15 protein-coding genes and 1 other annotated feature are annotated in these 13354 nt (G+C 37.6%); of the genes, 2 read left to right on the forward strand and 13 right to left on the reverse strand.

The window, feature by feature from the left end:
* Positions 1-6: 6 nt before the first annotated feature.
* Both EO121_RS08810 and EO121_RS07115 read right to left on the reverse strand, forming a co-directional pair.
* On the reverse strand, positions 7-135 hold the full coding sequence (locus EO121_RS08810; protein ID WP_255416497.1) for a hypothetical protein: 129 nt from the start codon (positions 133-135) through the stop codon (positions 7-9).
* Positions 136-159: 24 nt separating this feature from the next.
* A complete protein-coding gene (locus EO121_RS07115) occupies positions 160-357 on the reverse strand; it encodes a hypothetical protein (RefSeq protein ID WP_127167050.1) in 198 nt (65 codons plus the stop codon).
* 176 nt (positions 358-533) lie between these two features.
* Here EO121_RS07115 and EO121_RS07120 point away from each other — a divergent pair, with 176 nt between their 5' ends.
* Positions 534-1397, forward strand: a complete 864-nt coding sequence (locus tag EO121_RS07120; protein WP_127167052.1) for an RluA family pseudouridine synthase — start codon at positions 534-536, stop codon at positions 1395-1397.
* 201 nt (positions 1398-1598) lie between these two features.
* On the opposite strand, the gene EO121_RS07125 is transcribed toward EO121_RS07120, so the two are convergent.
* The 8 genes from EO121_RS07125 to fba all read right to left on the reverse strand — a co-directional run bounded on the left by EO121_RS07125 (position 1599) and on the right by fba (position 9937).
* Complete coding sequence (locus EO121_RS07125; protein WP_127167054.1) at positions 1599-2102, reverse strand: hypothetical protein; 504 nt, start codon at positions 2100-2102, stop codon at positions 1599-1601.
* Positions 2103-2111: 9 nt separating this feature from the next.
* Entirely contained in the window at positions 2112-3686 is a 1575-nt protein-coding gene (locus tag EO121_RS07130; protein WP_127167055.1) for an AAA family ATPase, read from the reverse strand.
* A complete protein-coding gene (locus EO121_RS07135) occupies positions 3679-4143 on the reverse strand; it encodes a hypothetical protein (RefSeq protein WP_127167057.1) in 465 nt (154 codons plus the stop codon). Before EO121_RS07135 ends, EO121_RS07130 begins: the two co-directional genes overlap by 8 nt.
* Before the next feature lies 1 nt (position 4144).
* Positions 4145-4609: a zinc ribbon domain-containing protein gene (locus tag EO121_RS07140; RefSeq protein WP_127167059.1), complete on the reverse strand. Its 465-nt coding sequence runs from the start codon at positions 4607-4609 to the stop codon at positions 4145-4147.
* 11 nt (positions 4610-4620) lie between these two features.
* On the reverse strand, positions 4621-6348 hold the full coding sequence (locus tag EO121_RS07145; protein ID WP_127167061.1) for a hypothetical protein: 1728 nt from the start codon (positions 6346-6348) through the stop codon (positions 4621-4623).
* Positions 6349-6374: 26 nt separating this feature from the next.
* Positions 6375-7541, reverse strand: coding sequence for a glycoside hydrolase family 3 N-terminal domain-containing protein (locus EO121_RS07150; protein ID WP_127167063.1), 1167 nt, complete (start codon positions 7539-7541; stop codon positions 6375-6377).
* A gap of 12 nt (positions 7542-7553) precedes the next feature.
* On the reverse strand, positions 7554-8795 hold the full coding sequence (locus EO121_RS07155) for a DUF805 domain-containing protein (protein WP_127167065.1): 1242 nt from the start codon (positions 8793-8795) through the stop codon (positions 7554-7556).
* A 212-nt stretch (positions 8796-9007) separates the two neighbouring features.
* Positions 9008-9937, reverse strand: coding sequence for a class II fructose-1,6-bisphosphate aldolase (gene fba / locus EO121_RS07160; protein WP_127167067.1), 930 nt, complete (start codon positions 9935-9937; stop codon positions 9008-9010).
* A gap of 199 nt (positions 9938-10136) precedes the next feature.
* On the opposite strand from fba, the gene EO121_RS07165 reads away from it, so the two are divergent.
* A complete protein-coding gene (locus EO121_RS07165) occupies positions 10137-11693 on the forward strand; it encodes a polysaccharide biosynthesis protein (protein ID WP_127167069.1) in 1557 nt (518 codons plus the stop codon).
* A 253-nt stretch (positions 11694-11946) separates the two neighbouring features.
* Here EO121_RS07165 and rplT read toward each other — a convergent pair whose 3' ends face one another.
* Genes rplT through infC form a run of 3 tightly spaced genes read right to left on the reverse strand, consistent with a single transcriptional unit; the run spans position 11947 to position 13078 of the window.
* On the reverse strand, positions 11947-12297 hold the full coding sequence (rplT, locus tag EO121_RS07170) for a 50S ribosomal protein L20 (RefSeq protein WP_126939044.1): 351 nt from the start codon (positions 12295-12297) through the stop codon (positions 11947-11949).
* A 47-nt stretch (positions 12298-12344) separates the two neighbouring features.
* The gene (rpmI, locus tag EO121_RS07175; protein WP_009354135.1) at positions 12345-12542 is read right to left on the reverse strand and encodes a 50S ribosomal protein L35; all 198 of its coding nucleotides are present in this window, start codon (positions 12540-12542) and stop codon (positions 12345-12347) included.
* A gap of 11 nt (positions 12543-12553) precedes the next feature.
* A complete protein-coding gene (gene infC, locus EO121_RS07180; RefSeq protein ID WP_009354125.1) occupies positions 12554-13078 on the reverse strand; it encodes a translation initiation factor IF-3 in 525 nt (174 codons plus the stop codon).
* Between the two features lie 5 nt (positions 13079-13083).
* Positions 13084-13193: a sequence feature (ribosomal protein L20 leader region), on the reverse strand.
* Positions 13194-13354: the final 161 nt, after the last annotated feature.

Below are 13354 nucleotides of genomic sequence, written 5' to 3' on the forward strand. Positions count from 1 at the left end.
TTCTCCTTAAAATTCTCTAAACTGTACAAAGTTGAATTCTACTTGTTTTGTTTTACCAGCATCTAAGGTCCTAACGATTCGTTCACTAGTGGCTGCTACAACTTGGATATGATGACCTTTGAGAAAGTTCACCATTTTGTATGTATACGTAAACTCGCCCTATACCATGACAACAGCAGGATTTTTTTCCACTATACTATTTCCATATTGCTCTACTAACTGTTGTACCTCTGCCGTAGTACTTTCTGGAGCCACACTTGGAAATGGTACATCCACAATAGGACCGTAACTCTCTGCTGTTCTTCGTTGTAAATCATCCCATTGCGCACTCGGATGATTACTATGATTAATAAACACTCTGTCTTCCCCCTTATTAAATAAAAAGCATTCTTATGTATATCTTAATGTATTTACCTTTATTTTTCTACTGCGAATATCTATTTGCCATGGTTTAATTCTCTACCTTCCTGTGATATGATACAGTGTAGATATTTCATTTTAACAACAATGTACAATACAAATTAAGGAATCTTATGCAACCTATTTTATATTTCACACTTTCATTAGATCATGCTCCATGCTCCATGAATCAAGCCATCCGAGAGCAAAAGGTATCACAAGCTATGCGCCGTCGTCTTCGTCGTGAAGGTTCATTTCTTGTGAACGGAGTACCATCTACTTGGGATACCTTACTTCATCCTGGCGACTCTGTGGCGGTCCACTTAAATAAAACTTCCCATATCGATCCAACGCCAATGGACCTAGACATTGTCTTTGAGGACGACCATCTACTGGTCATCAATAAACCTGCAGGCATGCTTATGCATCCTACTTCCTCTGAAAGATACCATACACTTGCTAACGGCGTATTAGCATACTTTGAAAACCAAGGTATGAACGCTAGCTTTCACCCCATCCATCGACTAGATAAGGACACCTCTGGTCTCGTTATTATTGCTAAGAATGCCTTGGTTCAACATGCTTTCACCAAGCAGCATTCACGCATCCAAAAAGTATACGATGCTATAACCGATGGTATTATTCCTGTCAGTAAGTTATCCATTCATTTCCCTATTGCTCGCTTAGAGGGTAGCATTATTGAACGTTGTGCTCATCCACTAGGGCAACCTGCCCATACAGATATCACTGTAGTTCGACAACATCCACATCATACTCATGTGCGCTGTTATCTGCACACAGGACGAACTCACCAGATTAGAGTCCACCTTAGTGCTTTAGGATACCCACTCGCTGGCGATGATTTATATGGAGGCTCCTTAACGTGGCGAACTAAACAATGCTTGCATGCCTCAGAGCTTTATTTTATCCATCCCATGACACAAAAGTGGACGGCATTGCAGGCGCCATTGCCAGAATATTTTAAAGAAATCCCTTAACATACTCATTTCTCCATTGACAAATACTATTTACGGTAGTATCTTATCACTTCGATATATTGAGAAGCGAGAAGCTATACGAGATCGGTAATTTCCACCGACGATATACATCTTACGTAACTAAAGGACTGTACCACATGCCTAGGCATGTGGTACAGTCCTTTTTTTGTTTGCTTAATAAGTTTAAAAATTAATCTATTATTATCGTTGTATAACAGATGTATTTCCATTTTTATCTACAATACAATACATGTGTTCATAGACTTCTACAAATTCATAATTAGGATTCATCCCAATAGATCGACAAGGCTCTAATCCATTTGGTAATGGCTCACCCTTTTTAAAATGCCCAACGATAGATAGTGTTTTATCAAGCATATGCACTTCATAAGAGTCTCCTAGATAGCAGCGAGAAATGATTCCCAATAGAAAGTTACTAACCATATCAATCATTGGAAACTCTTTATCAACTCGTTCTTTCCATTCTTCTATATAACTAGACATATCCGCTTCACAGCCTATATCTAATTTTTTCAAGAAATCTACATATTCTTTAGAGCGAGGCTTGCGGATTAACATTTCTAGCTCTTCCTTACTTAATGTATCATGCTTTTCTTTAGTCTGTGCTTGTCTTGCACTTAACATCGAATTAGATACTGTTGCTGAAGTTTCTTTGTTTCCAAACTGAATCATAGGTTTCGGCATATACTCCCCCTATATTAAAACTTTTCGTATTCTACTTTTACCATCATTAGATGATAGCTTTTCTGCGCCGATAGGCAGGCCAGATGCTGGAACAGCTCTTTCTTTTCCCCAATCCCGTATGCTTTCTATTTTTTCAGGACTCGTTTGGCTTAATGGTACCACATTATTAAAAGCTGTTGTAATACTCTCCGAGTCTATAATAAAACCTTCTTTCGCAATAGCTCGATACGCAATATCTCGTACTGTAGACTCTAAGTCAGCACCTGTAAACCCATCACTAATCTCCACTATATGTTCTAATAATGAAGGTTCCAGTATTTGGTTAAGGTATTTAGAAAAATACATTGACAAAATATCTTTACGTTCATTACTCGTAGGCAGATCAACAAAAAATAATTCATCAAATCGTCCCCTACGTAAAAGTTCCGATGGAAGCATGGAAACGTCATTCGCCGTGGCTACTACAAACACATTTTTCTTGCACTCTTGTAGCCAAAACAAAAATTGCCCTACCATACGAGTTGATACACCACCATCATTTGAGCTTCCAGCACCGGACAGACCTTTTTCAATTTCATCAATCCACAAAATACATGGCGATACATTCTCTGCTGTTGTTAATGCATCTTTTAATTGTTGTTCTGTCTGACCTACATAACTTCCTTGTACTGTTGCGAAGTCAAGACGATATAAAGGCAACTTCCATTTAGCCGAAATTGATTTTGCAGACAAAGATTTACCACATCCAGGTACTCCGACCAACAATATTCCTCTTGGTGGCTTTAGACCTTTTTTACGTAACTCTTCACGTTTTTCAGCTGATAACAGTTGTTTTTTCTCCTCTAACCAAGTTTGGAGCCCCGCTAATCCTCCAACATTTTCAATGGATGCATCCACATCAATTTTTTCCAAGCCAGAGATATCCGCAAATAACCGATCTTTAGCATTTCGAACTTCGTCCATATCTTTTTTGGTAATACTCTTATTAGCAACTAAGGCTGCAATTACATTTTCTGCTTCGATTTGTGTAACACCAGCCAAAATAGAAGCCGCCTCACGAATATCACTTTCATCCCATTCTACTGGAATAATCGTTCTGTAGTCATCAATATATGCACTGAGAATGCTGTACATTTCATCTTCATTGGGCATATCTACTTGTACGATTAAACCCAAGCGTTGTAACTGATTCCAAACAGGTTTATCACTAAGAATGACAATACTCCCGCCCTGTTCATTAGCTAATGTAATTAAATCCTTAAATTGTTTAGCATCTGCTGTATCTGTTGAAATATCAGGGACTTCAGTAAACACCATGGTTAAATTTTGTCGTTTCAACATCTGCTCTGACATAAATTCAATAGCTCCATAGATAGATTTATCTTCTCGAATGACCTTATTGGTTTCAACATCTACAATCCCCTTAGATAAAGTATGTACCCAAATTGGTATCATTAATTCATCTCGAATCTCTTTGATCGTATCTAAAACTCTACTACGCTCAATAGAGTCTATTGTAATCAAAGGAATTCTGGCTATGATGTATCGTTTTATTAATGTTTTCGCCGTAGTACTATCACTCATCGTTGTTAACCTCCATCACATTGTCAAATCGATTCACCGGATTATTTCTAATTATATATTCAACTCTTCCTACCCCTGTTATATGACTATTTGCTAATGACTGTTGAGTCTCATCTGCATATTCTTTTATTTTTTTCGTCAATTCATCTTTATATGTTTCTGTCAATGCTGGAATATTAACTACTTTTAATAAAAAGATAAACTCTCTTCGGATTGCATATAGCTCTCTTTCTAAATCAAGCTCACTTTTTATATACGACATATTAGACCATCGTGCTTTCTGACGATTAATACGTGTATCTATAGCAGCTGCAAATCGTTTGACTAGTCTTAATAACGCTTGCCCATCAGCCAAAAATATACCTTGCTGAATGTTTTCTAATACAACTTGATCATTAGTACCTTCAGCTAATTCCTTCAAGATTGTCACCCATTCAGCATATATTGTTGGTATCATATTACTTTATTCTCCTAACAAGCTCTTCAGGTGGCTCTAAACTCCATTCTGGTAATCCTGTTGCGATTGCTTTACTCTTATCTAACTGTTCTGCTAGCTTAATAGCTACTAATTGACCATCTTCCATATTTTGTATAATTTTATCAATTTTTACAGCGCTTATTTCCGAAATATAACGTTTTTTCTTAGGCGTTACTTGTATATCTTGATATGAATCGTAAACTTTACTTTGATGGCCCTCTGATTCTACTAAAGTATCATCTTCGCTATCAACTACATATACTTCATCATTAACTACTTGATCTATTGCAGTACCACAGTTTTCACAAAACTTAGCATCTATAGAGTTAGAAGTTCCACACTCAATACAAAATACAGTTTCTATACTTTGTGTATTATTTGTATTTTCTTCCACAGCTGTATTCCCTACAGAGTTTATAAAAGCTACTTTATCTTTTGCATCCATCACTTTTTCTCCTACACTTTAATATTTCGAGTAATCTCATCTGGTTGATGCTTTATATACTGAGAGGTTGTAACGGCCTGTACCAAATCAATGACCGTTTCACTTTCTTGATCTCGAGTTAAAAATTCATCACGATAATCTACTACTTCAGCCATAAAGTTACGAATAACCTCCGTACCTTTATTTCTGAATTCTTCATATTCTCGAGCCAATTCTACTCTTCTCTCAGCACGTTCTGCTCTCGCTTTTTGCTTACTAAAAGCCCAAATACCAAAAATCAATACTACCGGAATACCAATGAATGGGTTAGCAAAACAAATTAATACCCCAAGTCCCGCTAATATCCAGAATACCTTGATTTTATTTTCTTCCCCTTCTGGATCTGCTAATGCAGCTAAATCTCGAGCTTCCTCTCTATTTGCATAGTCTAAAAAATCCTTTATCACTTCTGACTCATTAGCTCCATCACTAGTCTGTGCTGTATAATCTTTGATTTTTAGTTCAATCTGTAATGGTACATTCATTCTATAGTTTACAACCATATCTCTATAGGCATCAATAATCCATCCTTTAGATAAGGCTAACGCAATTTTTTGTGTAGATATACTTGCATTTACTAAGTCCGGATATAATACAGCATTGGTCAAAAGTTTTGTGAAATCTATTTTTTCCTCTAATGTAGACTCTTCTTGTTTGAAGAGCGTTTTTGCAGCTGCTTCATCACCGTTTTGTTCTTTAACAAGTACTTCTAATCGTTCTTCCTTACGAAGCGGCTTTTCTTCTTCATCAAAATTTTCCACTAAACTTTGTAAGACTATATCTAATTCAGCTACTAGCCCCTCTGAATCTACCGGCTGTTCTAATATATCCTTAAAATAATAAAAAAATGTATTATTAAGAGCTGCATAAGATAATAGATTTTTTAATATATCCCATGTTGGACTATATGTCGCTAAATACGCATAGGTATTATCATCAACTTGCTGTAAATGCCCTGATAAAGCCTTAACCCATTGTTGTCTTTGCTTATCAACGAAGCCTGGTTTCTCCGATAATCTAGCAATCCAACTATTAAGAATCGACGAAATTCTAGATTCACTATCCGCACCAAGTAAGCCATTAGAAAAACAATCTAAAATAATCATTGTTTTTCTATCAATCGCTTCTTCATCTTGGGCTGCCAAATAGCGATAAGCCCATTTTAATGAAGCGCTTTTTCTTCCACTTCGTCTACATATTAATGTAAATAATAACGACGTTTTTTCATTATCTAATCGTATTGCTTCAAACATAGCTTTATTAGCTAGTTCCTGATTATTGCAAATCCAAGAAGATAATGCTACTAACGCAGGAGCTAGCCAATAATTAGGGGTTGACAACATCACTTCTTCAGTTGCAGTTTTAATGGTTTCTTCTCTAATAACCCCCATATCATTGGCTTGTAAAACGCCTCTAATCGTTCGTCTTACAAAATCATAGTGCCCAAACTTTTTTTCTATTTCTTGTCGAATTTGAACAATTCTAGTTTCTGCTCTACCTAAGCGATTCTGATTTGCTTGATATGAAATAAACTCAGCAATATCATTATGCAATTTGATAAGATCTTGATTGAGCTTTTGTACATCTTTTTTTATGATTGATATATTAGCATTATTTTCATCTAATCTAATATCTAAACTTCTTAAACTATTTTCTATAGCGCTTAAATCAGCATAAGAAATAACACGATCATTACTCATATACTACCTCTTTCTCAACTATTATACTATTGCATCAATAATTTATTTTCCAACTTCATTTTTACAATTCGTTTCACCGATGCATCTAATCGTTCTTGTGTGATAATACCACTTCGTACAGCTTTCAACAACGCATTATAGGCATCTACCATATGTGTATATTCATGGCAAATAAGCACTATATCTGCTCCAGATTGGATTGTTTTCACTGCCATTTCCTCGAATGTGTAATGATTTGCTACAGCTCCCATTTCCATATCATCTGTCACGATAACCCCTTGAAAACCTAATTCTTTACGCAACAACCCATTCATAATTTCAGGACTTAAACTAGCCGGATTTTTAGCATCAAAGGCTGGGTATTTCGCATGTGATACCATCACCATATAACTCGTTTGAGAAAACTGTGGAATCAATTCTTTGTAAGGCTTCAAATCTTCTGATACTAATACATCTTTCGTCACATTAATTGTATTTTCTTTCTCATGAAGGTCTACATCAGCTTTACCTATGCCAGGAAAATGTTTGAATGAAAATTGTAATCCATTACTCTCATAAGCCTTTGCCACAGCTCCCGCATATTGCACTACACGGTCAGGATTATGTTGACTAAAAGAACGTCCATACGTAAGTCCTAAGTCAACTACTGGTGCAAAGTTGAGATTGAAACCTAGTTCTGCCAATTCCTGGCTTGCCTGTTTTGCATAGTTTTCAGCTACTGATATATCCTGTATGCCAAGATCTTGTGCAGCCGGTACTTTCACAAGGCCATCTTGCATGCGAGCTACAGCACCACCCTCTTGGTCCACCGCTAAAAACAGTCCAATTTTTTCATTCTTTTTCGCATAACTTTGCAAGTCTCCTAATAGTTGTTTTACTTGCTCCTTTGATTGCATATTGCGGTCGAATAAAACAACACCACCAAAGTGGTATTCTCCCAACATATACTTCATATCTTCATTGATAGATGTACCATGAACACCAATCACAACTAATTGGCCTACTTTTTCTGCATCCGACATAGCAGCCACAATTTTATCTGCTCGCTCATCAACTGTTAAATCATGATCAGCGGCAACTGCTTTTGTATCTATTTGCTCAGAAGAATTACCCCCATTAAATGAGCACCCCATCACAGCAAGCAATGCAGTTGCCACACAGATACTACACCACAATTTTTTACATACACTCATCAATTTTCCTTTCTACTGGTACGAAGTTCCTACTAAATTTCCGGTCATATCAGATACATACCATTGACCATTATTTTTAACCATCGTCACATCACCTGTAAATGTTTGTATCTTGATTCGACCATTTATAGAATCCTTCGCATTCAATTTATATTGAAATACCACTTTATTCGGTTCTACATGACTAGGTTTAGCATCCACCACAGTACTCGAAATCGTCGTACTATATCCTCTTCGCATATTATCTAATCCCCCTAATTCATGTTGTCTCTCAGGTGTCATTAAATAATAGGCTTTGCTAATGTCTCTATTCGAGATAGCTTGGTGGTATGCTAATAAGGCATTCTTCGCTTCATTGGCAATTTGTACATTAGGATCTACAGGTTGTTCTTGTGTTTTAGACGTACCTCCCTCTCTTCCAACCTGTTTAGATGTTGTAGCTGTCGCTGTTGATTTTGTAGTATCACCATTTATACTATCTGTCATATCCGATGCAGACTTTATAATAATTCCTAAGAAAAGAATACATAGAACTCCTATAATCGCTGCTTCTTTCTTATACCTAGATTGTGATTCGGATATCTCTGCCTCTAGTGAACAATCAAACTGTTCTGTTGGTCCATATATATTCTCTCCCTTATTCCCTGATAAAAGTAATAAATAGACAACATATAAATTTATAAATGGAATCCCTATTAATAGATACCACCATCCACTTTTACCAATATCATGAAGGCGTCTTACAGTCGTTGCCACATTAGGAATTAAAAATATAAAATTCGTGAGCAATGCACTAGAAAATAGTATACCTGAACCGTATAAAATAGCTTCTATAGAATTCATTTTTACTATCACTAAGTAGACAATCGCAATGATGGCTGTACTTATCAGCATTTGAATCAGACAATATCCAAGAAATGCCCGTCGTGAAGTTCGTCCTTTAAAGTTAAAATAACGCTCTAAAAACTCTCTTTTAAAATCTGATAGTACACTAAAATTAGCCTTTGATATACTAACTTGCTGTATTTGCAGAGGTAAACTTTGATGCGCAGTAATTTGATTTACTTCTGCTGCATTCGGCAGTGCTTGCTCTACTGTAAATTCCTTCTCTACATTATTCTGTTGGAATTGGGGAACACTTTTTTGCTCGGTCTTCTCATTATCAGATCTCCCCTTTTGCCCCACTTCACATCCACAATATCTACAAAATTTAGCACCCTCCACAATCTTATTGCCACACTTCTTACAAAACATAATCCCTCCACAAATGTATATAGATATGTATTTTCATCTTTACTATACCATAAATTAAATGGGTTGCCTACATTAATAGTTGTGCCTCCATTAATTCTCCTTTTCTCATATTATGAACTTCTTTTTATCTTATAAGTCTAAAATAAGTATCTCCTCTCTCATGCAAAAAAACTGACACACCTTAAGGGCACGCCAGCTTTTCTCAAATCAAATTAAATTTTGTTGTTGCAACCTAATACATTTTTAATTTTATGTTGCACCATAGCTTGGATTGCCTCACGGCCAGGTCCCAAGTATTTACGAGGATCAAACTCAGCAGGATTATTGGCTAATACTTCACGAATGCTTGCCGTCATCGCTAAGCGCAAGTCTGTATCGATGTTAATTTTGCACACTGCCATTGTGGCTGCTTTACGAAGCATATCTTCAGGTACCCCTTGTGCACCTGGGATTGCTCCACCGAAGGAGTTACATTTTTCTACGAATGCTTGTGGTACAGAGGATGCACCATGCAATACGATTGGGAAGTTCGGTAGCAATTCGCCTACTCGTTCTAAACGGTCAAAGTCTAAGTATGGAGTACCTTTGAATTTATAAGCTCCATGGCTTGTACCAATAGCAATCGCCAAGGAGTCAACCCCTGTTAAACGAACGAATTCAGCGGCTTCCCCTGGATCGGTAAACAACGCATCTTTTTCGCTAACGTTTACATCATCTTCCACACCTGCTAAACGGCCTAATTCACCTTCTACTACAACGCCATGTTTGTGAGCATATTCCACTACACGAGCAGTTAACTCTACATTTTTTTCAAAAGGATGTTTAGAACCATCAATCATAACGGAAGTAAAGCCGCTGTCGATGCAATCTTTACAAATTTCAAAATCATCACCATGGTCCAAATGCAAAGCGATAGGAAGATCTGTATCGATTAAAGCAGCTTCCACCAATTTTGTTAAATACACAGGCTTAGCATATTTACGAGCCCCTGCAGATACTTGCAAGATCAATGGAGCTTGCTCTACCTTTGCCGCATCCACAATACCTTGGATAATTTCCATGTCGTTTACATTGAACGCACCAATGGCATAGCCGCCAGCATAGGCTTTTTCAAACATCTCTTTCGTAGATACTAATGGCATAATGGGCCTCCTTGTAATATATAATTAAATACATTATTAATGACTATATATTGTTATTATACCGTATCTACTAGAGCGATTCAAGAAAAATCTATATTCTCAAAGGTTGTCAATATGATTGAGAACATGCCTATTCTATGGTACAATTAAAAGTAAGTCTTTCATAGATTCAATCGAATCTTTCAGTATAGGAGATATCATGGTTAATCGATTTTTACAGGGTACACTCATCTTGACGATTGCGGGGTTTGTGGTGAAAGCTATTGGTAGCTTGAACTGGATTTTCTTATCCCGTGTTCTCAGCGGTGAGGGTATCGGTATCTACCAAATGGCATTTCCAGCGTACTTATTGGCGCTACAGTTATCCAGCGCAGGAATTCCTATTGCCATTTCTATTATGACCGCAGAAACATTAGCAAAACACGATTTACTGGGAGCCAAGAAAGTATTTTCTATTTCTTTCAAAATGCTATTTGTTCTCGGTCTATTGTTCAGTATTGCTGTCTATGGCTCTGCCCAATGGCTTATTGACATTAATTTCATTACAGACCCTAGAGCATACTATTCATTAATCGCTCTATCACCTGCGGTATTCTTTGTCACCCTCATTTCTTGCTATCGAGGCTACTTACAAGGTTGGCAAATGATGACACCTACCGCCATCAGCCAAATTGTAGAACAGTTACTACGTGTTGTAGTGATGTTGGGTGCGGCATATATCTTGCTTCCTTATGGATTAGATGTGGCTGCTGGTGGTGCTAGCTTGGGGGCAGGTATCGGCGCAGTCGGTGCCTTAGTGGTACTCATGTACTATTACTATCGCCTACCAAAACAATTAGACGAACCGATGATAACTACAGAACTACCTGAAAGTTCCAAGTCTATCATTCGTCGTTTAATCAATTTATCCATTCCTATCGCCTTGGCTAGTATGATGTTACCTATCGTAGCCATGCTCGATGTGGCCATCATTCCACGGCGATTGATCGATATCGGGTATCCGCTCCACGAGGCTACGGAGCTATACGGATATTTATCTGGTATGGCGGTACCGCTCATCAACTTGGCAACCATCATTACGGCAGCCATTGCCACAAGCATTGTGCCAGCTGTTTCCAACGCTGTATCCATTAACGATATAAAACAAGTCTACTATCGCACGGCAGGTTCTATGCGGTTAACCTTTGTGGCAACGATTCCTTTCACGGTGATGCTATACGTTTTGGCAGAACCAGTGGTATCCACTATTTATAACGCACCACGTGCCGCAGAAGCAACGCAAATCTTAGCGTGGGCCATTTTCTTTTTAGGTCTTCACCAAGTCACGACAGGTATCTTGCAAGGTTTGGGGAAACCACGCATTCCCGTTATCAACATGGGCATCGCAGCCATTGTGAAAGTCATCTTAAACTGGGAATTAACGGCTATCCCTGCCTTAGGTATTGGCGGCGCTGCCTACGCCACTGTCGCCGACATTGGTTTTGCTGCCCTATTGAATCTTATCTGGATTCATCGCCATACAGGCTACTTTATTGACCTTATCTTATTGGGTAAAAACATCATCTCCGCCTCCATCATGGGCGTAGCTATGTATTATTTCTATCCACTCTTACAAGGAAGTATCCCTACCTTCTTTAACATTATGATCACCGCTATCATAGGTGCACTTATCTATATAGCTATCATGATTGTACTGAAAGGTTTAAATAAAAACGATGGAGCTCGATTACCTGTGGTGGGACGATTCTTTAGATAATTGAATATCGGCATTAGTGGAATAGATGTTAGATTATTCCATATGAATAGAGCAAAATACCCTTGAATGATACTGTTCAAGGGTATTTGTATATAGTTTACTATATTGCTAGCGCATTCATGCACCACTATCTACAAGCGCCATAAATACGACACTTTCAGTATGTCTTGTCAGTTCAATTGCAAAAAAGAACAGCCCCAAAGAGCTGTTCTTCTATACGCAACCTATTACATAGGTCAATTATCTATTTGTCTTACGCGTTTTTAGCGATTTCTACTAATTTCGCGAATGCAGCTGCATCATGTACTGCCAAGTCAGCCAACATTTTACGGTTGATTTCTACACCAGCTTTAGTTAAACCAGCGATGAAACGGCTGTAGGATAAACCGTTGATACGGCTTGCTGCATTGATACGAGCGATCCATAATTTACGGAACTCACGTTTTTTAGCACGACGGTCACGACGAGCATAATATAATGCTTTCATTACGGATTCGTTTGCTTTTTTGAATAAGCGAGAACGTGTACCGCGGTAACCTTTAGCTAATTTTAAGATTTTTTTATGACGTGCATGCGCTGTTACGCCTGTTTTTACTCTTGCCATTATTGTATTCCTCCAATATCGTTATATGTTACTAAAATATTTGCATCTTATGCGTATGGTAAGCATTTTACTACGCGTTTGTAGTCGGATTTACTAACCAATGTAGCTTTACGAAGATTACGTTTACGTGCTGGAGATTTTTTCTCTAAAATATGGCTTTTGAAAGCTTTTGCACGTTTGAATTCACCACTACCTGTTACTTGGAAACGTTTAGCCGCTGCGCGACGAGTTTTAATCTTTGGCATTATTCTTCCTCCTAATTACCTTTTTTAGCTAAAATCATTGTCATGTTTCGGCCTTCTAGTTTCGCTTCTTTTTCAACAACCGCTTGGTCAGTTAATTCACCAGCAAAACGAGTCAGCACATTAAGCCCCAATTCTGGGTGGCTCAATTCACGACCGCGGAACATGATCGTTACCTTAACTTTATTACCATCACCTAAGAATTTAGCTGCATTTTTAAGTTTTACATAAAAATCATGATCTTCGATGTGAGGACGAAGCTTCACTTCTTTCAATGTGAAAGTTTTTTGCTTCTTCTTTGCTTCTTTTTCGCGTTTTTGTTGCTCATAACGGTATTTACCATAGTTCATAATACGACAAACTGGTGGTTTACCATTAGGCGCTACTTCTACTAGATCTAAATGTTGTTCTTCAGCCATAGCTAAGGCATCACGAACAGACATAATACCTAACTGATCATTATCTGCACTTACGACACGAACTTCGCGAGCACGGATTTCTTCATTAATACGCGGTGTATCTTTGCTAATACTAGTCACCTCCAAAGGGATAAAAAAATCGGATGGCACAAGGCCATCCGAGCATAGTTTATAACTATCTGTACCCAACATTTCATGACATCAGGTGAGAAGCGGATGGCTTCTACTTGTTAATACTCAATTAGTATACGTTATTAAGGTCTATTTGTCAAGGATTATCCCTTTAACTTTATATATTATCTATAACTTTGTAGCAATATACTTTGCATAAATTACTAATAGGTTATACAGTAAAAAATACCTTCATACAACTCCGATAAAAAGGCTCTCCCGAAG

Source organism: Veillonella sp. CHU732 (genome assembly GCF_003992085.1).
GTDB lineage: Bacteria > Bacillota > Negativicutes > Veillonellales > Veillonellaceae > F0422.